23 protein-coding genes are annotated in these 24,765 nt (G+C 45.7%); 19 read left to right on the plus strand and 4 right to left on the minus strand.

All coding sequences use genetic code 11. From position 1 onward, the window contains the following. Positions 1-6: 6 nt before the first annotated feature. From pyrR to TAO_RS00745, 3 genes are all read right to left on the minus strand, one after another. Positions 7-537, minus strand: coding sequence for a bifunctional pyr operon transcriptional regulator/uracil phosphoribosyltransferase PyrR (pyrR, locus tag TAO_RS00735; RefSeq protein WP_096526174.1), 531 nt, complete (start codon positions 535-537; stop codon positions 7-9). Then, positions 534-974, minus strand: a complete 441-nt coding sequence (gene ruvX, locus TAO_RS00740) for a Holliday junction resolvase RuvX (RefSeq protein WP_096526175.1) — start codon at positions 972-974, stop codon at positions 534-536. The genes pyrR and ruvX overlap by 4 nt, the downstream gene beginning before the upstream one ends. A gap of 94 nt (positions 975-1,068) precedes the next feature. Further along, entirely contained in the window at positions 1,069-1,911 is an 843-nt protein-coding gene (locus tag TAO_RS00745; protein WP_231910520.1) for an energy transducer TonB, read from the minus strand. A gap of 405 nt (positions 1,912-2,316) precedes the next feature. Here TAO_RS00745 and TAO_RS09585 point away from each other — a divergent pair, with 405 nt between their 5' ends. The 8 genes from TAO_RS09585 to TAO_RS00780 all read left to right on the plus strand — a co-directional run bounded on the left by TAO_RS09585 (position 2,317) and on the right by TAO_RS00780 (position 9,435). Next, complete coding sequence (locus TAO_RS09585; protein WP_172419025.1) at positions 2,317-2,472, plus strand: hypothetical protein; 156 nt, start codon at positions 2,317-2,319, stop codon at positions 2,470-2,472. Positions 2,473-2,547: 75 nt separating this feature from the next. Next, positions 2,548-3,168 carry a DNA methyltransferase gene (locus tag TAO_RS00750; RefSeq protein ID WP_231910521.1) on the plus strand — a complete coding sequence of 207 codons (621 nt, stop codon included), beginning with the start codon at positions 2,548-2,550 and terminating at the stop codon, positions 3,166-3,168. 340 nt (positions 3,169-3,508) lie between these two features. Next, the gene (gene glyQ / locus TAO_RS00755) at positions 3,509-4,459 is read left to right on the plus strand and encodes a glycine--tRNA ligase subunit alpha (RefSeq protein ID WP_096526178.1); all 951 of its coding nucleotides are present in this window, start codon (positions 3,509-3,511) and stop codon (positions 4,457-4,459) included. Continuing rightward, positions 4,452-6,530, plus strand: a complete 2,079-nt coding sequence (gene glyS, locus TAO_RS00760; protein WP_096526179.1) for a glycine--tRNA ligase subunit beta — start codon at positions 4,452-4,454, stop codon at positions 6,528-6,530. The genes glyQ and glyS overlap by 8 nt, the downstream gene beginning before the upstream one ends. Positions 6,531-6,540: 10 nt before the next feature. Next, positions 6,541-7,080, plus strand: coding sequence for a D-glycero-beta-D-manno-heptose 1,7-bisphosphate 7-phosphatase (gmhB, locus tag TAO_RS00765; protein WP_096526180.1), 540 nt, complete (start codon positions 6,541-6,543; stop codon positions 7,078-7,080). A gap of 26 nt (positions 7,081-7,106) precedes the next feature. After that, positions 7,107-7,871, plus strand: a complete 765-nt coding sequence (locus TAO_RS00770; protein ID WP_096526181.1) for a lysophospholipid acyltransferase family protein — start codon at positions 7,107-7,109, stop codon at positions 7,869-7,871. Between the two features lie 20 nt (positions 7,872-7,891). Further along, the gene (gene xerC, locus TAO_RS00775) at positions 7,892-8,797 is read left to right on the plus strand and encodes a tyrosine recombinase XerC (protein WP_096527688.1); all 906 of its coding nucleotides are present in this window, start codon (positions 7,892-7,894) and stop codon (positions 8,795-8,797) included. A gap of 293 nt (positions 8,798-9,090) precedes the next feature. Beyond that, entirely contained in the window at positions 9,091-9,435 is a 345-nt protein-coding gene (locus tag TAO_RS00780; RefSeq protein ID WP_231910522.1) for a c-type cytochrome, read from the plus strand. A gap of 56 nt (positions 9,436-9,491) precedes the next feature. Here TAO_RS00780 and TAO_RS00785 read toward each other — a convergent pair whose 3' ends face one another. Then, complete coding sequence (locus TAO_RS00785; RefSeq protein WP_096526182.1) at positions 9,492-11,684, minus strand: O-linked N-acetylglucosamine transferase family protein; 2,193 nt, start codon at positions 11,682-11,684, stop codon at positions 9,492-9,494. Positions 11,685-11,779: 95 nt separating this feature from the next. Between TAO_RS00785 and TAO_RS00790 the strand changes: the two genes are divergently transcribed. From TAO_RS00790 to TAO_RS00845, 11 genes are all read left to right on the plus strand, one after another. Next, positions 11,780-12,469, plus strand: coding sequence for a prepilin-type N-terminal cleavage/methylation domain-containing protein (locus TAO_RS00790; protein ID WP_096526183.1), 690 nt, complete (start codon positions 11,780-11,782; stop codon positions 12,467-12,469). Beyond that, positions 12,453-13,373, plus strand: a complete 921-nt coding sequence (locus tag TAO_RS00795) for a type II secretion system minor pseudopilin (RefSeq protein ID WP_231910523.1) — start codon at positions 12,453-12,455, stop codon at positions 13,371-13,373. The genes TAO_RS00790 and TAO_RS00795 overlap by 17 nt, the downstream gene beginning before the upstream one ends. A 39-nt stretch (positions 13,374-13,412) precedes the next feature. Further along, positions 13,413-14,531: a PilN domain-containing protein gene (locus tag TAO_RS00800; protein WP_096526184.1), complete on the plus strand. Its 1,119-nt coding sequence runs from the start codon at positions 13,413-13,415 to the stop codon at positions 14,529-14,531. Then, complete coding sequence (gene gspM / locus TAO_RS00805) at positions 14,528-15,142, plus strand: type II secretion system protein GspM (RefSeq protein ID WP_096526185.1); 615 nt, start codon at positions 14,528-14,530, stop codon at positions 15,140-15,142. Before TAO_RS00800 ends, gspM begins: the two co-directional genes overlap by 4 nt. After that, positions 15,120-15,728 (plus strand): pilus assembly protein PilZ, encoded by a 609-nt coding sequence (locus tag TAO_RS00810; protein WP_096526186.1) that lies wholly within the window; start codon positions 15,120-15,122, stop codon positions 15,726-15,728. Before gspM ends, TAO_RS00810 begins: the two co-directional genes overlap by 23 nt. 118 nt (positions 15,729-15,846) lie before the next feature. Then, on the plus strand, positions 15,847-18,384 hold the full coding sequence (gspD, locus tag TAO_RS00815) for a type II secretion system secretin GspD (RefSeq protein ID WP_096527691.1): 2,538 nt from the start codon (positions 15,847-15,849) through the stop codon (positions 18,382-18,384). Between the two features lie 332 nt (positions 18,385-18,716). After that, on the plus strand, positions 18,717-19,067 hold the full coding sequence (locus TAO_RS00820; protein WP_231910524.1) for a hypothetical protein: 351 nt from the start codon (positions 18,717-18,719) through the stop codon (positions 19,065-19,067). Between the two features lie 83 nt (positions 19,068-19,150). Further along, a complete protein-coding gene (locus tag TAO_RS00825; protein ID WP_197702487.1) occupies positions 19,151-21,118 on the plus strand; it encodes a hypothetical protein in 1,968 nt (655 codons plus the stop codon). A 118-nt stretch (positions 21,119-21,236) separates the two neighbouring features. Continuing rightward, positions 21,237-22,208, plus strand: coding sequence for a peptidylprolyl isomerase (locus TAO_RS00835; RefSeq protein WP_096526187.1), 972 nt, complete (start codon positions 21,237-21,239; stop codon positions 22,206-22,208). A gap of 70 nt (positions 22,209-22,278) precedes the next feature. Next, positions 22,279-23,955, plus strand: a complete 1,677-nt coding sequence (locus tag TAO_RS00840; RefSeq protein ID WP_145955132.1) for a hypothetical protein — start codon at positions 22,279-22,281, stop codon at positions 23,953-23,955. A 36-nt stretch (positions 23,956-23,991) separates the two neighbouring features. After that, positions 23,992-24,765: an ABC transporter permease gene (locus tag TAO_RS00845; RefSeq protein WP_096526189.1), complete on the plus strand. Its 774-nt coding sequence runs from the start codon at positions 23,992-23,994 to the stop codon at positions 24,763-24,765.

The following is a 24,765-nucleotide window of genomic DNA, read 5'->3' on the forward strand; positions in this document are numbered from 1 at the left end:
TGTTATTCATCTTATAAGATCAGTACGCTGGAGGTTAAATTGCAATGGTTCTGGCCCGATTAATTTAATTTGCTCATTAGGTGTTAATTCTAAATGATGGCCAACTACATTGGCTTGTATTGGGAGTTCACGGCCAGCGCGCTCTACTAAGACCGCTAAGGTGACACTGGCTGGGCGACCATAGTCAAAAATTTCATTGAGCGCCCCCCTTATGGTTCGCCCAGTATAGAGTACATCGTCTACCAAAATAACATGCCGATCAGCAGTAGAAAAAGGAAGTTGGGATGGCTGAACTTGGGGATGTACTCCAGTACGGGTAAAGTCATCCCGATAGTAGGCAATATTAAGTACCCCTAGAGGATCATGAATAATAGTGTTTAGTTGTGCTAATAAATGTTCTGCAACCCATACTCCGCCTGTGCGGATACCAATCATGACTGGATTTTCCCGTTGCTGCTGGGTAATAAGCTGGCTTAAATCCATTGCTAGCTTACGGAGTAGGGCATCTATATTTAAAAGGCTTTGCGGGATATTCATTGCTCTCTCAGCCATGTTTGCAGAATACACTGGGCGGCTAGCTGATCAATGTCTCGACGACTAAGAAAATTAGGTTTAAGCATTAATTGCTCCCAAGCCTCAACAGTAGATAAGCGCTCATCTACCCATTCTACGGGTAATCCATAACGGCCATGTAAACGATTACCAAAGCGACGAGCTGCGTGCGTTAAAGGTTGTTCAGATTGATCCATATTAAGTGGTAGTCCCACGATTAATAGGTCAGGATGCCATTGCTCAATCAGCTGAGTCACCTGATCCCAATTGGGTTTTCCATCATGGGCTTTGAGGGTGATTAAAGGATTAGCGGTGTAGGTGATTTCTTGGCCTACAGCAACACCAATGTAGCTCAGTCCAAAATCAAAACCTAGCACGACTCGAGGCTTAGCTGGCGCTTTGTTGTCAGCAGTTTCGTTCACGTATTGCTAATCCCTGTTCTAGTATTGATTATAAGAAGCATCAATTATAATTTGTCTGCTATTTTCCAGCCCTGGTTGCGTAAGGATTACCTTGTTAACTTGAGCTAAAATCTGTATTGCTATGAAATTGCCATGTGCGCACAATGGAAAGCATGTCATATCCTTGTAGCACGGTCTCAGGCACTTTGGCAAAAGGGGCGGCTAAACGTACGATGTGGATAGCTGCTTTATCTAGGACTTTATAGCCAGAAGATCGGCGAACTATAATATCGGCAACCGTACCGTCGGGATTAAGATCAACGGCTAAAACTAAGCTTCCTGATAACTCCTGTTGTTTAGCTTTTTCTGGATAGCTCATTTTTCCTATCCGTTCTATTTTTTTACACCAAGCATTTAAGTAAGCCACAGCAGCATATCTCTTAGTATGAGAATCAATATATTGCTTTCGAGGTTGATGGCTATGGCCTTGAATTTCTCGAATAAGTTGCTGATCTAAGCCTGCAATAAGCTCTCGAGCTGAGGGCTGAGGGCTAGGAGAATTTAGCTTTGGCGTAGTCTTTGCTATTGGTATGGGTTTTTTATCTTGCTGCTGATAATGAGCAGCGTGAAGTAATAATTGCTGACCTAAAATCTTGGAAGCCTCTATGCGTGTAGAAATTGTCTCTTGAATTTTAGCTGGAGTATTAATTTTCGCTGGGACTGAAGATATTGTTTCTTCCTTGGCTATAGTTTTATTTTGCGTAGGAAAATCGGGTGGCTGAGCAACTAAATTAACCTCTAACATGGGGAGAGGCGTTTTAACTGGAGGAAGTAAGCGAGTATTAGATCGGCTGATATTAAAAATAATCGTCCCATGAATCAAAACTGAAAGGAGTAGTGCTAAATTTAAGCGATAGTTATGTATCGCTTGAGAAATGAAAGCAGAAAGATACATCATCTCAACCCTATATTGACCTATTTTTTACAAAATAAGATTTCCGAGCGCTATAGAGAATACTGTTACATAGCTTCGTAAAGCGCTATTACTAAGGCTAAGGTATAAAATAAGCTAAGTTATCTTTAAGGCTCGGTAAATTTTGAAGAGATTGGATCAACGATGATCAAGGTAAATGGGCATCTTAAAGATAGCGGTATCATTAGCGTTATTAATAACATAGCGGCTTCGTCAAGTTTTCTCTCGCACCAACGGTATAGGAATATAGTCGATTTCCCCATCTCTTCTTAAATACTCAGGAAGATAAACGTATTATCCTTAATATATCAGGTAACTATCAATAATATTTTATATTGAGTATGGCATTTAAAATAGGATTCTTAGTAAATTTATTTGGAGGATCAAACTGTGAATACCTATAAAACTGATTATAAAGCTTACGTACTTGCCGTATTACAAGCGGCGCGAGAAATCAATTTAGCCAAAAGTATTTTTCTTCCTACCTTTGACCAAACAGGCTGGGGTTTAGGACAAGTGCTAGATGAGGAGCTTTATCCAGATTAGATCCCCACCTTTAACGGGGCAGTAGAAGACTGGCTCCTTCAAGAGATTGGAGCAATCGTCAACCATCAGACTGAGTTGCCGCACATTGCAAAAGATACAGCTCTTATTGCCAAAATTGAGCGAACATTGCCTCTCATTCCAACGCGGCATAACCTCTATAACACCGATGCCAGAGATCTTGATTTTCTTGATCTGGGGAGTGTCCATCTTGTTCTAACCTCCCCGCCCTACTGGACTTTAAAAAAATACCACGATCATCCTTCTCAATTGGGTGCTGTAGTAGATTACACAGAGTTTCTGGATCAGCTTGATAAAGTCTGGCATGGATGCTATCGAGTGCTTGTGCCCGGTGGCCGCCTAGTGTGTGTAGTAGGCGATGTTTGCCTATCACGGCGTAAGAATGATGGTGAGCACACGGTTGTACCTTTGCATGCCTCTATTCAGGACCGTTGTCGAAAGCTTGGTTATTCTAATTTGACTCCGATTATCTGGCATAAGATTACCAATGCTAAATACGAGGCTATAGGAAGCGGAGGGGGTTTTTTAGGAAAGCCTTATGAACCGAACGCCATTATCAAAAACGATATCGAATTCATTCTAATGGAGCGTAAACCAGGTGGATATCGTAGTCCATCTGTTGCCGCACGTGTGCTGAGCGTGATTCTAGCGGATCAACACAAAAGCAGACCTTATTGAGTACAGGGAGAATCTCGTTGCTATCGGTGAGGCTATTGTAAAATTGTTAGAAGAGCATTTGGAAAATATCAAAGCGCTTTGAAGATTAGGATATGTTCTTGAGGAAAAACTAGGGTGGCTCAGCACACTAACACTAGGTAAATATCTCTTATCGTGCCTTTATATTGGTTATAGTATTCAGGTGCTTGAATGGTTTAATGTCTTCTATTCGCTATAAGCTAAATCAACACTAGGCTCTACAGGCTGAGATTAGCCTCGAATCTGAGGCTGATCTATTTTATGATCTAGAGAGATAATCTAAGTAAATTATATTTTGGCCTATCTATAATAGATAATAAAAATGACTATCAATGGATTAAAGCAGGGATTAGTAGCAACAATGCCTGCAACTTTTCAGGATCTTATCCTACGGCTACAGCAATACTGGGCTGAGCAAGGCTGTGTACTTCTCCAACCCTATGATTTGGAGGTGGGGGCTGGAACTTTCCATCCTAGCACTTTTCTGCGTGCTATTGGGCCTGAGCCTTGGCGTGCTGCCTATGTGCAGCCTTCACGCCGCCCCACGGATGGGCGTTATGGAGATAACCCCAACCGACTCCAGCATTATTACCAGTATCAGGTGATGCTTAAGCCTTCACCTTTAGAGATTCAAGATCTTTATTTAGGTTCATTGCGCATGTTAGGGATATCTCCATTAATCCATGATATTCGCTTTGTAGAAGATAACTGGGAATCCCCTACCCTTGGCGCTTGGGGATTAGGCTGGGAAGTGTGGCTCAATGGTATGGAGATCACCCAATTTACCTACTTCCAACAGGTGGGAGGATTAGAGTGCCGACCCGTCACGGGTGAGATTACCTATGGTTTGGAGCGAATAGCGATGTACTTACAAGGGGTCAATAGTGTCTTTGATTTAGTTTGGGCGGAAGGTCCCCGAGAGTGTATTACCTATAAAGATGTTTTCCATCAAAATGAGGTGGAGATGTCTAAGTATAATTTTGAGCAGGCTCATATAGATCATTTATTTGCTTGGTTTAATAGCTATGAGAGTGAAAGCCAACGCCTGATTGAAGCCGAGTTACCTTTACCGGCCTATGAGATGGTATTAAAAGCTTCTCATGTTTTTAATTTACTGGATGCGCGTCATGCTATTTCTGTCACTGAGCGGCAGCGCTATATTTTGCGCGTCCGTACCCTTGCCCGTGCGGTCGCTGAATCCTATTTAGCCCGTCGAGAGTCTTTGGGATTTCCGATGCTAGCTACCCGTAGTCAGGGGGCAGCCAATGGATAAAACCCGAGATCTTTTGGTTGAGATTGGCACTGAAGAGTTACCTCCCAAAGCATTGAATGCGCTATCTAAAAATTTTGCTCAGGAATTGAGTCAAAGAATAGAATCATCAGGGCTTACCTATACCGATCTAAAAAGCTATGGATCGCCACGACGTTTAGGCGTATGGGTTCAGGATCTGGCAATTTCTCAACTAGATCGAGTAGTGGAGCGCCGAGGCCCCGCTTTAGCAGTCGCTTTTACCAAAGAGGGGCAACCTACTGCTGCTGCTCAGGGCTTTGCCCATAGTTGTGGTGTGCTGGTGGATGCCTTAGATCGCATTGAAAATGATAAAGGGATTTGGTTAGTCTATCGACAGCGTCAAGAGGGCGTACTCACCCAAGAGCTATTGCCAGCAATACTGGCTCAGGCAATACAAGCCCTTCTTATTCCGAAACGTATGCGCTGGAGTAATCTTCAAGCAGAGTTTATACGGCCAGTCCACTGGCTGATTCTGCTGTTTGGGGATGAGATCATTCCTGCAACCCTGCTAGGGGTTCAAGCCGATCGTAAGACTTGGGGGCATCGTTTTCATTGTCTAGCCCCGCTTTATTTGTCTAAACCTGCTGACTATGTATCTTTATTAGAAACCCAAGGTAAGGTATTAGTTGATTTTTCTGTTCGCCGTGAGACTATTAATACGCAGGTCATGGCGGCTGCCCAATCTTTAGGTGGAAAAGCCCTGATTGATGAAGCCCTACTAGATGAGGTGACGGGTTTAGTTGAGTGGCCGGTGACGTTAGCCGGCGAATTTGACAAAGCTTTTTTAACGCTGCCAACAGAAGCGCTCATTGCCACGATGCAAAGTCACCAGAAATATTTTCCGGTGCAGGATGAGCAAGGGCGTTTAATGCCTTATTTCATTACGGTGTGTAATATTGAAAGTGAGAATCCGGCTACTGTAGTAGCTGGTAATGAGCGGGTGATTCGGCCTCGTCTTACGGATGCTGCCTTTTTCTACGCCACGGATTGTAAAACGCCATTAATAGGCTATAACGATAGACTTAAAAGAATTACTTTTCAGGAAAAATTAGGCAGTATATTTGATAAAACGACGCGAATTGCGCAACTTGCCCGCTATATTGCGAGAGATATTGGGGGTAATGAAAATTGGGCAGAGCGTGCTGGGTTTTTATCTAAATGTGATTTAGCTACTGCGATGGTGGCGGAATTTCCTGAATTACAAGGCGTAATGGGTCGTTATTATGCACTTCATAGTCATGAACCTGCAGAGGTAGCAGAAGCCCTTAGAGAGCAATATTTACCCCGCTTTGCAGGGGATATCCTACCCCGTACAGCTACAGGCCAAGCGCTAAGCTTAGCTGATCGCCTTGATACTTTAATTGGGTTATTTGGTATTGGCCAAGCGCCTAGTGGTGATAAGGATCCTTATGGTTTACGGCGCGCGGCTTTAGGCGTGTTACGTATTATGATTGAATCTAAGCTAGCTTTAGATTTACTTCATTTACTTACGTTAAGCTGTGAAAACTATGGTCATCATTTACTTGAGAAAAATATCGTAGCCCAACACGTATATGATTACTTGCTGGAGCGTCTTCGCAGCTATTATTTAGAAGCCGGTTTTCGGGTCGATGAAATTGAAGCGGTTTTAGTTTTAAGACCTAGACAACCTTGGGATTTTGATCGGCGATTAAAAGCGGTTTCTGCTTTCCTTACCCTTCCAGAGGCCACATCTTTAGCAGCGGCTAATAAGCGGATTCAAAATATTCTACGTAAACATGAAGAAGCGATTCCAGCGCAAATTCAGCCTGAATTATTGCAAGCGCCCGCTGAGCAAAGTTTAGCCGATAAAGTATACACTTTAGAGCAAGAAATAGCCCTATTATTGGAGACAGGAGATTATGGGGCTGCTTTAAAGATTCTAGCAGGGTTACGTGATCCGATTGATCGGTTTTTTGATGAGGTGATGGTGAGAGTAGAGGATCTTGCTTTACGGGCTAATCGTTTAGCTTTGCTCACGCGAGTACAAACATTATTTCTGCAAGTAGCAGATATTTCTCGGCTACAGATCTAAAACAATAATAATGCGCTTAGTTATTTTGGATCGAGATGGGGTAATCAACGAAGATTCTGATGACTATATTAAATCCCCGGATGAATGGGTGCCTATTACTGGAAGTTTAGAAGCTATAGTACGGCTTAATCAAGGGGGGTATCGGGTGATAGTGATTACGAATCAATCTGGGATAGCGCGAGGGTTTTTGGATGTACCTATGTTGAGTCGAATTCATCATAAAATGCATCAGCAATTAGCCCAAATGGGAGGGAACATAGAAGCCATTTTATTTTGCCCTCACTTGCCAGAAGATAATTGTAGCTGCCGTAAGCCTTGCCCAGGCTTGTTTCAAGAGCTCAGCAAGCGCTTGCATATTCCATTAAGTGATATACCCGCAGTGGGGGATTCCTTACGTGATCTTCAAGCCGCTGAGGCTGCAGGAGCGATACCCCTACTGGTACGTACTGGCAAAGGTAAAATAACGGAGAAAGCTGCTAATTTACCTGTCGGAATTAAAATTTATGATGATTTAGCGTCAGTTGTAACCACTTTGCTAAGACGTTGCTAGCCAAATGAATCGAGAAAAAACCACTTATGGATAAGCCTAGCCCATCCTTAGCTCGAAATTTATTTATAGTTAACGGGTTATTTTGGCGGTCTTTGGCGTTTAGTCTAGGACAAGTATTGTCTACTTTTATTTTTGCCTTAGGGGCCTTGTCCTTATTTTTTCTACCATTCCCTCAGCGTTATCGCTTTATTACGCAATGGAGCTATTTCAATTTTTGGTGGCTTGAAAAAACCTGTAAGCTAAGCTTTCAGGCACAGGGAATAGAATATATTAGCTCGGGTCCCGCCATTATACTGTGCAAGCACCAATCTGCTTGGGAGACGATAGCGTTACAGCATATCTTTCCATTCCAGAGCTGGGTACTGAAGCGAGATTTGCTATGGATTCCTTTTTTTGGCTGGGGATTAGCGTTACTTGAGCCTATTGCGATTGATCGCAAAGCTGGACGTCAGGCGCTTAATCAAATCTTATTACAAGGCCGGCAGCGCCTTGAGGCGGGTCGTTGGGTGGTGATATTTCCAGAGGGTACTCGAATACCTATCGGCAGGATGGGTCGTTTTGCCATTGGGGGGGCTGTCTTAGCTCAAGCGACTGGATATCCGGTCGTACCCGTTGCCCATAATGCTGGGCGTTATTGGCCAAAAGGTGGATTTATCAAATATCCAGGGGTGATTAAGGTTGTGATTGGCCCACCGATTGAAACTAAATCAAAGACTGTAATGGAGATAAACGAAGCGGCATATACTTGGATAGCAGAAGTCATGAAGCGTATTGATCCCCCTAGAGCTTAGTATGATTGGATCTAAAGCGTATGGAAGAAGAGCAGCAGGCTTGGGTTAATCATTTTTTTACTCATCTTCAGTATGAGCGGGGTCTATCAGCGCGGACAATTGCAAGTTATTGTTATGATTTAGCAAAAGTAGTTGCATTTTGCTGCAAAAATAAAATTTGTAGCTGGAAGGAATTAGATGCTCAAAAAGTACGGGCAATAGTAGTTGCCTGCCACCAGATAGGATTATCTGGGCGTAGTATTCAACGTCTATTATCCGCCTTGCGTAGCTTTTATACCTACCTACAACGAGAAGGGTTAGTGGAAGATAACCCAGCACAAAGGCTTTACGCCCCCAAGGGAAAATATGAGCTGCCTCATGTTCTTGATGTAGATCAAGTCGCTCAACTATTGGATAAAACAAATTTAAGTAGTGATTTACTCCTTCGGGATCAGGCCATATTAGAGCTGTTTTATTCTTCTGGACTTCGGCTATCTGAGCTGGTGAGCTTAAATATGCGAGCCTTAGATTTAAATGCTGCTTTGGTACGTGTTGTTGGCAAAGGAGCCAAAATTCGTGAAGTTCCCATTGGGCGGCGAGCTAAAGAGGCCCTAGCCCGTTGGTTTTTAATACGATTAACATGGGTTGAACCGCAAGAAGAAGCGGTTTTTATTAGCCAACAAGGTCGCCGTTTATCTTCTCGGGCAATTCAAAAGCGGCTGCATCTTTGGGGTTTACGTCAAGGTCTTGATGTGGCCCTACATCCCCATCGTTTACGGCATGCGTTTGCTACTCATTTACTGGAATCTAGTGGTGATCTGCGAGCTGTGCAAGAGTTGTTAGGTCACGCGGATATTAGTACCACACAAGTGTATACTCATTTGGATTTTCAGCACTTGGCTAAAATATATGATCAAGCCCACCCAAGGGCTAGGAAAAAATACTAGCTATAAAATTGTGCTTTTAGCTTTAAGGATAAGATTGGGTTTTGATGTTTTTTATTTACCGGTCTAAGATTATAGAGAGTTGTTTTAAAGCTAGATTAAGGATAGGCTTATTTTATTAGATTTTTGTTGAACTTAGGGTGGGGAGCATCCGAAGTTAAAGCGCGAAGAGTGGTAATCAATACTAGCTCATAAGGAATCGCAGCTTTATTGGCTGATGGAATATGACTGATATAGCATTGAAGTCAGCCATGAGAAAACTCCAAAAATATGCCAATAGTAACAGGAGAAAAAAAATGGAGAAGAAAATGCTAAAACATACCCTATTAATTATGGCCAGCGCTGCAATGGCTTCCGCTTCAATCTCTGCTTTAGCAGAGGGTGATGCTGCAGCAGGCAAGGCGGATTTTACGAAAAATGGATGTGTCGCTTGCCATGGAGCTGAAGGTCAGAGCGTTAACCCAGCTATGTTCCCAGTACTTAAAGGCAAAGATGCCGATTATATTAGTAAGCAGCTTCATGCCTTTAAAAGCGGTGAACGCAAAGGACAAGGCCCTGGGATGATCATGAATCAAAATACTAAAAAACTGAGCGATAATGATATTGCCAATATTGCAGCCTTTATAGAAAGCTTGAAATAAATAGCTATTTAACGGAAGCTTAAGGAGGAAAGCGCCAGTATCCTGCTGGCGTTTTCTTATCCTTTAAAGCTTTGAAAAAAATCAATCAGCGCTTCAAGAGGCGCTTGCTGATTAAAAAGTCGCCCGCAACGGGCTGAAATATAATTCCGCAGTCGTTGATTTTCCAATTTATCCCCACCATAGTAGAGTGCTTTAGCAACATAATCCTGAGTATTATGGGCAATAAGCTCAGGTAGTTCCAGCAAAGTAAGCATAGCAGCTGTTTGTCGTCCCCGCATATACCCGCTGGGTAATGAGATAATGGGTAGCCCGGAGCTAAGCGCGTCCAAAGCCGTATTTCCCCCTGACCAATGGGGTGGATCAAGCATAAGATTACAGCAGCGGTTAATTTGTAAGTAACGAGTACGAGATGTGACTGGAAGTAGCAGCATTTGCATTTTAGGGTTTGCGCCAGTGTTAGCTAGGGCAGCTTCTAAGCGTTTCCATAACCGGTCAGTTACACGGCGATCTTGACCCATAAATAATACCAGTGTACCCATACTGTCTTCAGCCAATATCTGAGCGAGTAAAGTATCCATATCGGGGTGAATCTTAAACGGCGACTGAGGTAATAGATATAAGGTGCGGTTTTCAGGTAGACCGAGATCTTGACGGTTCGCAGCGGGAGGGGTTAAGGGCGCAGGGTAGCTAGTGCCAATTCCGGGGAGCAATATCAGTTGCTCCCGGTAATGATCTTGAGCGATATTAGGCTCCATAGTCCCACAGGAAAAATAAATATCTATAGTAGGTAGACCGCTGGTAATTGGGTGACCCCAAGCGCAACACTGAAGCGGGGCTAGTCTAAGGGCAGCAAGCACCAATACTTGAGCGTCCATACCCAGCTCTGGGTAGATAAGCCCATCAAGTTTATCTTCTAAGATTTTGGCAGCACATTGAGAAAGATTGCCAGTCAAATAATAAAATTTACTGGTTGAACTTGCGATAGTGTGAGTGTAATGATCTCCTTTGGTACTTAGTTGGTAAACTATCACTTCAAATCCCGCTTTACGCAGGGTCTCAGGCCAATGACCGAAGTAATGACCCACAGTACAATCGCGGAAAAAGCTTGAAACAAATCCGATACGACGCAGTGTTGCAGCGCAGGTATGCTGAACTTGATAAGGCGTATCTTGTGCGTGGCTTGCCCACTGATGTAGCCAGTTACCGTACTCAGTTTGCAGCTGAAGATCATTAAATCCTTGGTAAGCTAGAAAAAAATTAGACCAAACTAAGTCTGCTAGCTGGGGTAAATATTTTGGTTGCCAGGTCTTAAGTGCGTTAAGTCCATCGGTAAAGCGGTTCCGCGCCACGGTAAGCTGTTGATGGTTATCATAGATAATAGGTAGGGTAAGCATTGAACCTAGCTTTGCTTGCCAAGAGTTTGGGTTGACGGCTAGGGCTTGTTGATAAAGGCTCATTGCCTGATGGGATTCCCCGGCGTGGGCAAATGCTTGCGCCAGATCTAAATACTGTTTTTCACTCACATTCGGCTCTTGTCTAAGCCTTTGTTGTAGCCATTGAGCCGCTTGCCAGTTTTCTCCGTAGCGGCGAGCTAAGGTCATAATGTGAGGGGTTAAAGTATTTAAATGGGTACATTGTTGCTGTAGCAAAGCCCATGCCTGATGGGATTGATGACAGCGTAGCCATTGTTCAGCAACAGCTATAAGGGTTTCATTAGATAAAGGGATATTTGATAAACTATGCAATAAGTCAATGGCCGCCAAAGGTTGATTATCGGTAATCAATGACCGTGCTAACAATAATTGAGCTTCCTGATTATGGGGATCTAAAGCAGCGGTTTGACGAGCGCTGATGACGGCAGCTTGGCTTAGTCCAAGTTGAAGCTGGCTTAGCGTTAAATTGCGCCAAGCCAGTTTATTATTAGGATTAAGGGCAACTGCCCGTTGAAAATGGGTGATGGCGGGTGATAGATCAGCTACTTCAAATAACCGTGAGCCCTGGTTATTGTGAGCCATGCTTAGGGCATTTAAGAGAGGTGCTTGAGGCGTTATTACCGTGAGTAGACGCTCTAAATGAGCAATAGCAGCGGTAAAGTCTTTGTTCTGGATAGCGATATTGCCCAGCCCAAGTAACGCTTCTGGATGATTTGGGTAGTTATCAAGAATTTGCTGATAAAGTTGAGCGCTTTGATAAAGATGACGATGCATCTGTAGTTTACGCGCCTGTAAGATAATCTCCTCTATATTCATATTAAATTATGCTACCAATATGGTTCTTATCTTGTTTTAGCTTTAACAGCCGATAATAACAACTATATGATTAATTTAAGGTTGAAAATAATACCTTGACAGTTAATTTATCACGGTATGGCTTAAAAAAAATAAAACGCTCACATGGCGGATTTACCTTGGTAGAACTGCTCATTGCCATTACCTTAGTAGGGATAATTTTGGTGATCTTATTTAGTAGTTTACGGCTATCAACCCGCAGTTGGGAGGCGGCTGAGCAAAAGACTCAGTCGATTGAAAAATTCAGAGTCATCGATAGTCTATTTCGTCGTCAACTTAGAGAGCTTAAGCTGTTGTTTTACCATGATCCTGAGCAAGGATCTGTAATTACTTTTTGGGGTAGCTCTAATAGCATGAGGTTTGTGGCCCCCTTACTCACTCATTTAGGCTTAGGTGGACTGTATTGGATCACCTATAAGGTGGTGAAAAAAGGGAAGACATCACAATTAATCATGAATTGGCAGCCTTACCGACCTAATGAGCCACTGACAGATCAACCTGAGCAGGAAGTGTTATTAGATGCCATCGATAGTGTAAGATTTTCTTACTTCGGTGGAAATATGGCGATGGGCGAAGGATTTCAGTGGCGTGAAGGTTGGGAAAATTTACAGCAGGCACCACAACTTGTACGTTTAAAAATCAGCACTGAGGGTATTCAATGGCCCCAGTTGGTCGCTCGTATTCAGGTTGATCCCCGAGATAGCAGTCAAGCGCCAGGGGGAGGAGGTATTGGCTTTGGCCCTTAAGCACCAAACTCTGGGCAGTCAGGCTACCCATCGAGGTATTGCTCTGGTATTAGTATTATGGGCAATTACTTTAGTAGCTGTTATTGCGGCCAGCTTTGCTTACACTGTGGGTATTGAGGCTACGCTTGCTGCAAACTTGGTAGGGCAGGCGAAAGCGCGAGCTTTGGCAGAAGCCGGTATTCATTATGCTATTTTTGATCTTCTCGGCTCCGTGCAATTACATCGTTTTACTGCTGATGGTACCCCTTACCCTATAGAGATTGGCTCGGAAACCGTGACTATTTCAGTTCGGGATGTTACGGGGCTAATTGATTTAAACACGGCCAGCCGAGAGCTTTTAGGGGGATTATTCATGGCGGCTGGTGTACCACAAGATCAGCTAGATTCTTTACTTGATGTGATTGAAGATTGGCGAGATCCCGATGATATACCTCACCCACAGGGCGCAGAAGATCAAGACTATATTGCTGCTGGATTACCTTATGGCGCTAAGGATGCCCCTTTTGAAGAGGTCACAGAGCTGCAGCAAGTTTTTGGCGTATCGTTAGAGTTATATCGACGGGTTGAGAAATCATTGACCGTATTTTCTGGGCAGGCGGGTATTAATCCTGCAGCCGCATCTAGAGAGACTTTATTAGCCATCCCAGGAATTGATCCCGGATCGGTTGAAGCTTATGTTCAAGCGCGTGCAGAAAGCCAAGCCGCGGGAGGGACACCGCCTCCCCCGCCTGCTATGGGTGCTGGATATTTGGCTCAGACGGGGGGGGTAGCGTATAGTTTGCACGCTGAGGCCAAGATAACAGGAGGGGGAGTTGCCATTATAGAAGCTACAGTATCCCCAGGGGCTTTGAATACGGGAGGCATCATCCCCAATTCATCGGTATTTGAGTGGAGGAGTTTATAGCGACTATAGTGTATTGCTATATTTATACTGATAAATGTCATGAAATATCAATCAAAACGAAAACAGCAAAAAAGTAGTGCTAAGGTTGCTTCTTCCCATTCTCTGAATATTGATGTCAATATAGATCTAAGCCGTTTTTTAGCTTGGTGGGGGCAAGGGCTTATGTATTATCTTCCTCCGTCGGTACGGCAGTTATTTTGGCATCAGGCGGCAACGGTAGTCTTGGAGCCACAGGGCGATGGAGTGCGGATACAGCGACTGCGGAGAGAAAGTAATGAGGTGCTTGGCTTTTATGATGGAGTGAGGCGTTGGGATACCAGTTTGCTTCATGAAGGTGAGGTCTTGATATTTCGCCTGCCAGCAGCGCAAGTACTCTCAAAATCCATTGAACTGCCCTTTGCAGCGGAAGAGAATTTACGTCAAGTCCTTGCTTTTGAGATGGAGCGACACACCCCCTTTACGGTCAATCAGGTGTATTACGATTTTGAGGTAATCAGCCGTAATGCAACTACACGTCAAATAACAATCCGCTTAGTAGTAGCACCGCAGCGGATTTTGAATGAATGGCTGGAGCGGCTGTCTGATTGGGGACTGCAGCCGGCTGTAGTCAGTGTAGTGGGTCTTGAAAAGATGCGGATCAATCTACTGCCCCAGGAATCTCGTCCTGTTAAATCTAGTATTCTGCCCCGGATTAATATTGGGCTAGGGGTATTGCTGCTGGTTTTGGTTGCAACGGCTACTTTACTCCCGTTGTGGCAAGAACGGAATGTGGTTATTCAGTTAATGCCAAAAGTGGCGGCGGCTCAGCAGCAAGCTGAGGCGGTTGTGGCTATTCGCCAGCAACTGGAGAAAGCGGTTAAGGCTTCAGAGTTTTTAATTAAAGAAAAACGACAATATCCTTCAGCGGTAGAGTTTCTCTATGAGCTTACTCATATTCTGCCCGATAGTATTTGGCTGCAGCAGCTTGATTTTACCCGAGGTGAGCTTAATATTCGGGGAGAGGCCGTTGAGGCATCCGCACTAATAGCCCTTTTACAGTCCTCTACGTATATGAAAAACGCCCAATTTCGCTCACCGATTACCACTGATTCTCAGACGGGTCGAGATCGTTTCCATATCACGGCTCAGATCCCTAAGGTGGAGATACCTCTTTCATGAATTTTCATCTACCAGAAAAGTGGCACGGTGCTGCCGCTATAGGTTTATTGTTATTGATTTTACTAATGATTTATATTGTGGCTATCCAGCCGATTATCGCAAAGCATAGATTTTATCAAGAGAATATTGCCTCAATGCAGCAACGGTTGGAGAAATATCAGCAAATTATTGCTAGTCGACCGACGCTGGAGATTCAGTTAAAGCAGTTATATCGAGAGCAGGCCACTAATGCTTATTATCTAGCCCAGCAATCTGCGCCACTAGCGGCCACCGAACTGCAAAGATGGGTTAAAGCTGCATTGGAGGCCAGCGGCGGTGGCGGCACTTTAATGAGTATGCAAAATTTACCCGTCGTTGAAACTGAACTTTTCCCCCGGGTAGGAATCAATGTTCGGATGAACGGTAGTACCGAAGTCTTAGAGAAAGTGCTCTATGATTTAGAATCTAGGCATCCTTTGTTATTTATTGATCACCTTCAAGTCATGAGCCGCCAAATCCGGCAGCGTAGCTTGCAAGATCGAAAAAAAATCATTGAAAAAACCCTACTGACGATTAGCTTTGAGCTTTACGGGTATATGCGAGATCCTAATGCACCACCCGTTGGCGCTTAATCATCGGATGCTGGCTAATTTGCTGGCAGGTTTATGTTTATTGGCGCTGATAATCATTGTTTTAAAGGCGCTATATCCCGTAAGGCTTTCACCGGATGCAGGTAAAACGCAGGCCAAAACAGACTCGGTAAACACTCATCCCCCTGCGCGGAAACCACCAGAGCAAATTGCGTTAATTCCTTTCACTCGCTATGGGGAGATTGCTACTCGTCCACTTTTTCGACCCAATCGCCAGCCCCCTGATCCTGATGAAATGGAGACAGGTGAGACTAATGAGACTAAAGAACAAAGAGCTATCCGGGAAAGGGAGGAGCAACAGCTCAATAGTCATGTGGAGGATTTATTTGTCATTAGCGGGATTGTGGTTACTGACCATAAAGCTATAGCTCTTTTGCACGATATTAAAAATGACAAACTGCTACGAGCGATTGAGGGAGAGGAGCTAGAGGGTTGGAAAATCAAGCAGATTTTTCCTGATAATGTATTATTTAGGAATACGGAACGAGTAGAGACCTTGAATTTAATTCGGCGCTTTGAGCCGGTTAAAGCAAGTACATCGCCGAAAAACTCACCCTCAGCTCGATAAGCAACGATCCAATCTCTTAGATAGATAAAGTAATCTTCAACCTCAGATATCCATCATGGTCATGTTTTTGCCTCTAGGGGAATTTTGATTGCAAGAGAAGCATAAAAATATACGCTATATGAACTGGCTCGTAGCTGTTTGTTTTCTTACCTTAAGCGCTTGTATAAATCAGACTCCCCGTACTGAAGATCAGCAGCAATCAGAACCCCTTGAGACTTCCTCTTCTGATTCGGATCAGCAATCTTTGGCACCGCAGCAAGAGCAAGAGCAAGAGCAAGATAAGGATAAAGCCATAGCCACTGAAGTAAAGCTTAAAGATAAAGAGAAGAAAAAAGCCAAACCGCCAGAGCTTTACCCCGGAAGTAATCACTTCATTGATCTTAAGGCCGCCGGCAAATCGCCTGCTTTTGAGGTAGTAAAAGGCGCTATTTTATTGAACTTTGAAAATACTAATCTTCGCGAGGTAGTTAAAACTATTCTTGGGGATATCTTAGGGGAGAATTATCTCATTGATCCGGCGGTTCAAGGAACAGTGACGGTACAAACGGGTCGACCACTGCCCAAGGAGGTGTTAGTCCCCACCCTTGAAAACTTGCTGCGGATGAATAACGCGGCTTTAGTACAGTCCAAAGGGCTATATAAGGTTGTTCTGACGAGCCAGGCGCTCCAAGGAAATCTATCCCCCCATTTAAAGGCGGCTCAGGCGACCCCGGGGTATGGCGTGCGGATTATCCCGTTACACTACATTGGGGCAGCTGAGATGGAGAAAATCCTCACTCCCTTTGTCCCCAAGGAAGCTTTTATTCTAGTGGATCCTAATCGAAACTTGATCATGCTAGCGGGTATCGCCCAAGAACTGGATCAATGGCAGGAGACCGTAGATGTTTTTGATGTGAACTGGCTTAAAGGCATGTCGGTGGGATTATATCGGTTGCAAAACACCGAGGCTGGAACGGTGGCTACTGAATTGGATGGGATTTTTGGCGCTGAATCGGATACCCCGTTAGCGGGAATGTTTCGCTTTGTGCCGGTTGAGCGGCTTAACGGTATTTTGGTGATTACTTCTCAGTCCAAATATCTGGATGAGGTGAAAACGTGGATAGATCGCCTGGATCTAGATGAAGATATCGAATCAGAGCATTTTTACGTCTACCAAGTGCAAAATGGCAAGGCCGAGTATCTGGCTGATCTATTACAAAGCGCTTTTGGTCAAGAAAGTAGCGCTTCCTCATCGGGTAAGGTTGCGCCAGGGCAACGATCCAGTCAGCTGTTCTCATCTCCTGGGGGGAGAGGAGGCATGGGTTCTATGTCCGGATCAGGCGGGTTCGGTTCTTCTTCGTTTGGTTCCGGCGGTTTTGGTTCCTCCTCTGGTGGTATGGGGGGAAGCATGGGCGGAAGTATGGGTGGACGTACGGGAGGTGGGTTTTTAGCCTCTCAGGAGGTAGATCCTAATGCAGCTACTCAAGAATCGGCTACAGCACCTGATAAATCTACCCAGAAAACAGATCCCAATCAGCCTGCGCAAGCCTTAAATCTGCAAATTTCTCAAGCAGAAAGTAAAGGCAATAAAGGGAAAGAAAAATCTGGCGTAGGTAAAAAGATAAAATCTCTATTGGGTGGCACTAAAAGCAGTGATAGCGAAGAACCCGAGGTACGTATTATTCCCGATGAAGCTAATAACTCATTGCTGATTGCCACCACGCCTCCGACTTACGATAAGATCAGAGCCATTCTTCGCCATCTGGATATAGCCCCTCGCCAAGTGCTGATAGAGGCTACTATTGCTGAAGTGACCTTAACCGGTGCGCTTCAATATGGGGTGCAATGGTTTTTCAAAAATGGGATCGGAAAAGCCGGTAATAATAATTTTAGCGGTACCGGTACGATCAATACGGGCGGGGCATCGCCCTTGACCGCTGCTGCAGCTTCTGCGGCTAAAGCCCTGGGAAGCAGTAATTTCTCCTATGCGCTGACGAGTGGAGGAGCCATTAACGCGCTCCTTACTGCGGCGGCCTCTGAGAGCAAGCTTAACGTGCTTTCCTCTCCCCAGCTGATGGTGCTGGATAACCAGATGGCCGAGATTCAAGTGGGAGATCAGGTACCTATTCTATCTGGCCAGACAGCAGGCGTAGGGGGGATTGGGACGGGCGTACTCACCTCGCAAGTTCAGTATAAAAATACCGGTGTTATGTTAACCGTTATTCCCCGCGTTAATGCGGGAGGGCGGGTGACGTTAGAGCTTAAGCAAGAGGTGACTGATCAAGGCAGTGCAGTGACGGTAGGGAATATTTCAAATTTTACTTTTCTACAGCGCGCTTTCCAGAGCGTGGTGACGGTGCAAAGCGGCAATACAATTATCTTAGGGGGCTTAATTCGCACTAATGATACGTTTAACAGTAACGGGGTTCCTTTTTTATATAAATTGCCCCTCGTAGGCTCTCTGTTTGGTTCTCGGAACACCACTAAGAACCGCACTGAGTTGATTGTACTGATGACTCCGCGCGTAGTGCGGGATCAAACTGAAGCCAGGTTGGTGACCGAAGAATTTCGTCAAAAGCTGAATAACGCTTCTAATATTGCTAACCAAGAGGCGACAATGGAAGATGAAGGGGGAGATCCTTATTATTCTAATATAGAAAGTCAACCCCTAAAATGAGACCTAATTCTCAATTTGGAGATCAACAAGTATTTGACCTAATAAGGCCTATGTTATAATTTAGGCAACAATAAGTATTTCTGGGTTTTTGTCTTAATTTTATTCATGAATAGGTATTGAAGTTATTGGCTAATGGGGTTATTCTCCGGCCTGTTAATTAAGTTTTTAGGATAGAAATCTAATATAACTTTTTGTATCTAAAAAACAACATTGAGCGGGACAATCAAAATCAATCAAAGGAGGCGCTTATTCTTCCGAAGACTACTGTTGTTAACAAAGAGCTGTTTTCATCCTACCTAACCTCCACTCTTACCCTAATTATTATCACTCTCATGATTAAGCTGAGCGGCTGTACTACCGCCCCGACCACCGAGGAGATCGTAAAGCAACGGGCACTTGAACGGTGGCAGGCTTTAGTTCATGGGGATTTTGATAAGGCGTATGATTATTTAAGCCCGGGTTATCGGGCGGTAAACCCGTTAAATTTGTATCGGGGTCGCTTTGGTCATGCCGTAGTGTGGGAACAGGCGGGGATCAAACAGATTGCTTGCACGGCTAAGGCTTGTGAAGTAACCGTGAGTATCCACTATCGCTACCCAGCAAGAAATTACCAAGGGGAAAGCACAGTGGAAGAGCGATGGATAGGGGAGGATAACCACTGGTGGCTATTGCCAAAAGATTAATTTTATCTCTGTTTATGTTAAGGCGTGTTGTTTAGGTACTATTTAAATTTAGTTTAACTCTCTAGCGGAAAGGAGACATTTTAATGAGAAAAACAAAACTGGCTATGGCAGTTTCCCTAGCCCTTGCTGGCACCAGCGGAACGTTTGTAGCGAATGCCCAGGTTCCCAATGCGGGCATCAACGTCAACCCGGATGGATTAGGACAAGTACTGTTGTTTCCCTACTACACGGTGAGAAATAACAACAACACCTTAATTGCCATTGGCAACAGTCATCCTAACGAAGTCAAAGCGGTGAAAATCCGTTTCCATGAAGGTAAGAACAGTAAAGATACCCTAGATTTTCACATCTACCTGTCCCCCAACGACATGTGGACGGGGTCGTTAGTCCAAAGTCAAAACGGTGTGATGCTCACCACGGCGGATAAATCCTGTACCGTGCCGCCTATTCCAGCCAATGGGGTTGAATTTCGGAACACCGTCTACGCCATTCAGCAGCCCGACGGGGAAGACATGACCTTAGATCGGACGCGGGAAGGGTATATCGAAATCATCGAAATGGGGGTGGTGACTTCTGCTGCTGGCCCAATTACCAGTACTAACACCAATGTCACTAACTTGGCACAAGCCGCTACCCACGTCAATGGTGTGCCCCAAGATTGTGCGGCGCTGAACAATGCGTGGGGCTCGGGTGGTCTGTGGGCTAACACGAACCCTCAGGGAAGCACCGGAGTGACCTCCCCTACAGGTGGCTTATTTGGGGATTTAGCTATTGTTAATGTGCCGCGGGGGACGGATTACACCGTCGCCGCCACCGCGTTGCAGAACTTTGCCCTTGGCACGCCTGGTCAATTGGTTGGAACCTTGGGTAATGAGGATCTCCACGCGGCCCCTGGGTCTGATTTCCCCAACCTAGGCTTTGATGCGGGCGCTACCAGTGGTGCGCCGGTACCAATCCTCCCAGCCGATGTGATGACCTTCAGCAATGTCTTTGTGGATGGAGGAATGGTGAGTTCCCAATGGGGTAATCGAATTGATGCCGTCAGTGCGGTGTTAATGCACGCCTCGGTGATCAACGAATACACCACTGAGCCAGGCTTAAACGCCAACACCGACTGGGTGTTGACCTTCCCCACCAAAAACTTCTATGTCTGTGCGGTGAATCCCGCTCCCACTGCCAACAGTCCCACCCCTAACACAGGCAATAGCGACTGCGCCCCTGGGGTAGTCGGTTCTGGCGTGCTCGCTGGTGCAACCTTTGGCCCGCCCTTTAGCCTACCGCAAGGCACAGGCTTTTGGACCGGAGGAGCGCCACAAAATGTAAATATGAACATCTTTGATCGGGAAGAAACCACCACCGTTCAGCCTATTGACTTCTCTCCCCCTTCTCCTACGGGTGCCAATACCCTACCGTGGGAAGTCAATACCATTACCTTCAACCAGCCTTCAGGCATGACCACCAGCACCGTACTGGGATCAGCGCTGGTGTCCAATGTATCCACGGGCAGTGTTGGGGTGAATGGTTGGATGAATTTAGATCTGACCCCCGGTCATAGTATGTCTACTAATGGTTTGGTTGTTAACAACGCTGGTGGTGGAGCTGCAACGACTACCTATATCGGTTTACCGGTCATTGGTTTTGGGGTGGAGGAGTATGTCAATGGAAGCATCAATGGTGTGCTAGCCAACTTCGCTTCTGTCTTCTCCCATAGACTCTGCGCAGCCACCACATCAGGCGGTGAGGGTAACACCGATTGCGGCGGTAATATCACGCTTCCTCCGCCAGCGACAGGTACTGGCACTAGCACTAGCACAAGTACCAGCACTGACACAGGTACAGGCACAGGTACAGGCACAGGTACAGGTACAGGCACAGGTACAGGCACAGGTACAGGCACAGGTACAGGTACAGGTACTGACACAGGTACAGGTACTGACACAGGTACAGGTACTGACACAGGTACAGGTACTGACACAGGTACAGGTACTGACACAGGTACAGGTACTGACACAGGTACAGGTACTGACACAGGTACAGGTACTGGTCCATAATAACCCAGTCGCTAAATCAACTAGCTTTAGCCGACAGGCAACCAGAGCAGATCGCTTCGGCGGTCTGCTCTTTTCTTTCTCACTCACCTAGTTTTAAAGCAAATCGTTTAATTTGAATATGATGATGAAATATTTTGGCATAGGGGTATTCGTAGGATTTTATGCCAGCTTAGCTTTAGCTGCAGATAATCCGCCTAATACCCCGTTAATTGAATACCAAGACGTTACCGTAACCCAGCAAGACTATGCGGCAGAGCTGGCCACCTTGCCCCCCCAGTTTCAAGCTGAAGTTGGCACCAGTGGTAAGCAGGTGCATAAACTGTTAGACAAGGTTTTTGTGTATCGGGTACTGGCTAAGGAGGCACGTACTGAAGGCTTAGATCAAGATCCTCAGTTACAAGCCCAGGTGCAGTTGGCGCAGGAGCGAACCTTGGGGTTAGCCCGCTTAGATCAACTCCGAGCGCAAGCGTTAGCCACTCATCCGGATTTTGCGGCGCTGGCTAAGGAGAAATACCAAGCGAATCCGCAAGAATACACCACGCCTGAGCAGGTGAAAGTAGCCCATATTCTCATTAAGCCGGAAGAGAGTTCCCCAGCGGCGGAAGAGAAAGCGCAACAATTGGCAGAACAGATACGCCAGCAAGCCTCAGCGGGGGAGAAATCCTTTTCCGATCTCGCCCTTGAGTATTCCCAAGATCCTTCCGTGAAGCGAAATCATGGCGATCTGGGGTTTATCACGGCTGGGAAAACCGTAAAGCCCTTTGAAGAGGCCGCCTTTGCTTTACAAAAGCCAGGGGAGATTAGTCCGGTCGTTAAAACTCAGTACGGTTTTTATATTATTCAACTAGAAGCCCGTCAACCAGCGCAGCTTCAGCCGTTTACTGAGATACAAGCCCAGCTAGTGAAGGGGATTAAGGAGAAATATTTACAGGATATAGTGAGTCACCACCTACACCAGATTCGCAACGCGGAAGGGATTAATATGAATGGAGAGGCGTTGAAAAACCTGATTAAACCCAATCCGTATAAAGCGGCGGGAGCAACGAAGGGGGTTATTATTAGCCCAGCCCCAGCTGATTCAGCTCAATAAACATTGATAACCTCATCCCTCAACTGCTTCTGCTATGCTTAAGGAGCGTATTTCTTGAGCAGACAGAAAGGTGATGGTAAAAATAATGGAGGTGATCCTCGTAGCTTGGGTATTAGTAAGTACCCACGGGATCTTCACTCTGGCTGGCGCGGTTAATTTAGCGCCTGATGGTTTAGGGGAAGTATTGCTGTTTCCGTATTATACGGTGAGAAATGGGAATATGACCTTACTGTCTATTATCAATACTCGCCAGCGGGTAAAAGCCGTAAAGCTACGGTTTTTGGAAGGGAAAAATGGCCAGCCGGTGCTGGACTTTAATCTTTATTTATCGCCGCAAGATGTCTGGACGGGATCTTTAGCCCAAAGCGCAACCGGTACAGTATTAACCACTACTGATAAATCCTGCACCGTACCGGCTATTCCCCCTGCGGGCGTTGAGTTTTCTAATACGGCCTACGCCATGACTTCCCCTGATGGGGAAGATACGAGCTTAGATCGAACACGAGAAGGTTATTTTGCAGCCTTTGACATGGGCGTTGTCACCGACTCTGCTTTAGCAGCCGCCGCCACTCATATCGATGGCTTACCGCAAAATTGCGCTGCCCTACAACAAGCCTGGACTACGGGAGTGTGGGCGTTAACGCCCAGCATGGGTATGGGTTTTGATCCGGGTGGGCTATGGGGTAGCCTGCAGTTAGTCAATGTTAATCAAGGCACGGATTATGGAGCTTCAGCCATCGCCCTTGGGGGTTTTTTTAGTACTGCTATTCATACCGCAGCGAGTGCCCCGTTGCCGAATTTATCCTCAGCGAATCCTGAAACCGATATTCTGACTCAGGCCAATCCTGCTGGAGGTGTGCCGAGCGTAGTGCATTCCACTTGGCCACAGAATAGTCAAGGAGGTGTGGATGCGGTAAGTGCGGTTTTAATGCGCCGCGCAGTGATCAATGAATATACCATTGATCCCGCCTTAGCGGCGCGTACTGATTGGGTGGTTAATTTTCCAACGAAACGATTCTATGTGCCGATACACAATAGCACCAATGGGGGCATACCAATTGTCGCTACCCCACCGTTTACCCAGAGCTTCTGGACGGGAGGCGCGCCCGAGGCGGTAGCGTTAAGCCTGCGGGATCGGGAAGAGCAGGTAAACAAAGGGAGCGCTGCAATGTTACCTTGGGCAGTGAATGTGATGACCTTTAGGGATATTTCTGTCTTAGGGTCGGCGCTGACGCTTGCTATAGATACGGCCAATATGGGGAACAATGGCTGGATGAAGCTGAAATTTCCAGTCACTCCAAATCCCATCAGCAGCAGGCAGAACATCCATGAGCTGATAGATAATGAGGGCAGTGCTTACTTGGGTTTGCCGGTGATGGGTTTTGCGGTGGAAGCCTATGGAAATAAAGATGCCCATTATAGAGAGCTATTGCCCCATAAATTTAGTCGGGATATAGCTATGAGTCTAGATGAGGTGATCGCTAAAACAATACCCCCTAAGGTGGCGATGCCTAAAACATCAGCATCTAAGTTGTCAATGGAGAAAGCTGCTTGCCAGACGGCTATTGAGATGGAGATTGAATTGCAAACGGCTAGGGGATCGGCAACCGTTAATGGGGCACTGGCCATGATAGCTTGTCAGGCAGCAGCTGCAATCATCGCCGCATCACCGCAGGTGCCCATTGGGGCGGCGGCAATAGAGGCGGCGGTTAAGGCAGCAGCCATAGCGGCGATTACCCATCAGTGATTATTGTAGGATTAAGCCACTGATGCTAAAGGAGCTATGAGGCAGTATCGAGCACTTTTTCAGCAATTACTGCTACGGGAAATTAACAGTCGTTATCTGGGGAGCCTCAGTGGTTATTTTTGGGTTTTGGTGCAACCCCTTGCCCAACTCGCCCTCTATGCTCTAGTGTTTACTACTATTTTTCGGGTGCGTTTTCCAGAGCTGGCTCAGCATAACTTTATCACTTTTGTAGCCATTGCGCTGTGGCCTTGGTTGGCCTTTCAGGAAGCTATTCAGCGGGCGCTAGGGGCTATTACCAGCAACGCGGGGCTGATTAAAAAAATTGCCTTGCCCCATGAAATACTTATCTATGCCGCCGTGGGGAGTAGCTATGTCGTCCACGGGGCGGGATTTTTGTTGGTGCTAGCGGTATTAACCATTTTAGGATCGGATCTTTATCTGAGTACCTTACCTTGGGTGCTGATATTACTGGGCATGTTATTTTTATTGACCTTAGGGTTGGCGTTGGTATTGGCCACCTTACAGGTATTTTTACGGGATATTGAGCATGGACTGGTGTCAGTGCTGATGCTCTGGTTTTACGCTTCCCCTATCTTATATCCGGTGTCTTTAGTGCCAGCGCCTTTCCATACTTTGATTCTAGCCAATCCCTTAAGTTATTTTTTTGATCGGTTGCGGGCGTTATTGATGTTTGGTCAAGGAGAGTTTACTGGAGTAGATCTAATAGCAGCAGGGAGCAGCGTACTGGTGTTTATGTTTGGGCTGGCTTTTTTCCGCCGCTGTGCCGGTCGGTTTGAGGAGTTTTTGTAA

Source organism: Candidatus Nitrosoglobus terrae, assembly GCF_002356115.1.
Taxonomy (GTDB): Bacteria; Pseudomonadota; Gammaproteobacteria; order Nitrosococcales; family Nitrosococcaceae; genus Nitrosoglobus; species Nitrosoglobus terrae.

Coding starts and splice junctions, on each gene's coding strand:
- pyrR (WP_096526174.1), bottom strand. CDS start 537: ATGAATATCCCGCAAAGCCTTTTAAATATAGATGCCCTACTCCGTAAG.
- TAO_RS00745 (WP_231910520.1), bottom strand. CDS start 1,911: ATGATGTATCTTTCTGCTTTCATTTCTCAAGCGATACATAACTATCGC.
- glyQ (WP_096526178.1), top strand. CDS start 3,509: ATGACTATCAATGGATTAAAGCAGGGATTAGTAGCAACAATGCCTGCA.
- glyS (WP_096526179.1), top strand. CDS start 4,452: ATGGATAAAACCCGAGATCTTTTGGTTGAGATTGGCACTGAAGAGTTA.
- gmhB (WP_096526180.1), top strand. CDS start 6,541: ATGCGCTTAGTTATTTTGGATCGAGATGGGGTAATCAACGAAGATTCT.
- TAO_RS00770 (WP_096526181.1), top strand. CDS start 7,107: ATGGATAAGCCTAGCCCATCCTTAGCTCGAAATTTATTTATAGTTAAC.
- xerC (WP_096527688.1), top strand. CDS start 7,892: ATGGAAGAAGAGCAGCAGGCTTGGGTTAATCATTTTTTTACTCATCTT.
- TAO_RS00780 (WP_231910522.1), top strand. CDS start 9,091: ATGGAGAAGAAAATGCTAAAACATACCCTATTAATTATGGCCAGCGCT.
- TAO_RS00785 (WP_096526182.1), bottom strand. CDS start 11,684: ATGAATATAGAGGAGATTATCTTACAGGCGCGTAAACTACAGATGCAT.
- TAO_RS00800 (WP_096526184.1), top strand. CDS start 13,413: ATGAAATATCAATCAAAACGAAAACAGCAAAAAAGTAGTGCTAAGGTT.
- gspM (WP_096526185.1), top strand. CDS start 14,528: ATGAATTTTCATCTACCAGAAAAGTGGCACGGTGCTGCCGCTATAGGT.
- TAO_RS00810 (WP_096526186.1), top strand. CDS start 15,120: ATGCACCACCCGTTGGCGCTTAATCATCGGATGCTGGCTAATTTGCTG.
- gspD (WP_096527691.1), top strand. CDS start 15,847: ATGAACTGGCTCGTAGCTGTTTGTTTTCTTACCTTAAGCGCTTGTATA.
- TAO_RS00820 (WP_231910524.1), top strand. CDS start 18,717: ATGATTAAGCTGAGCGGCTGTACTACCGCCCCGACCACCGAGGAGATC.
- TAO_RS00825 (WP_197702487.1), top strand. CDS start 19,151: ATGAGAAAAACAAAACTGGCTATGGCAGTTTCCCTAGCCCTTGCTGGC.
- TAO_RS00835 (WP_096526187.1), top strand. CDS start 21,237: ATGATGATGAAATATTTTGGCATAGGGGTATTCGTAGGATTTTATGCC.
- TAO_RS00845 (WP_096526189.1), top strand. CDS start 23,992: ATGAGGCAGTATCGAGCACTTTTTCAGCAATTACTGCTACGGGAAATT.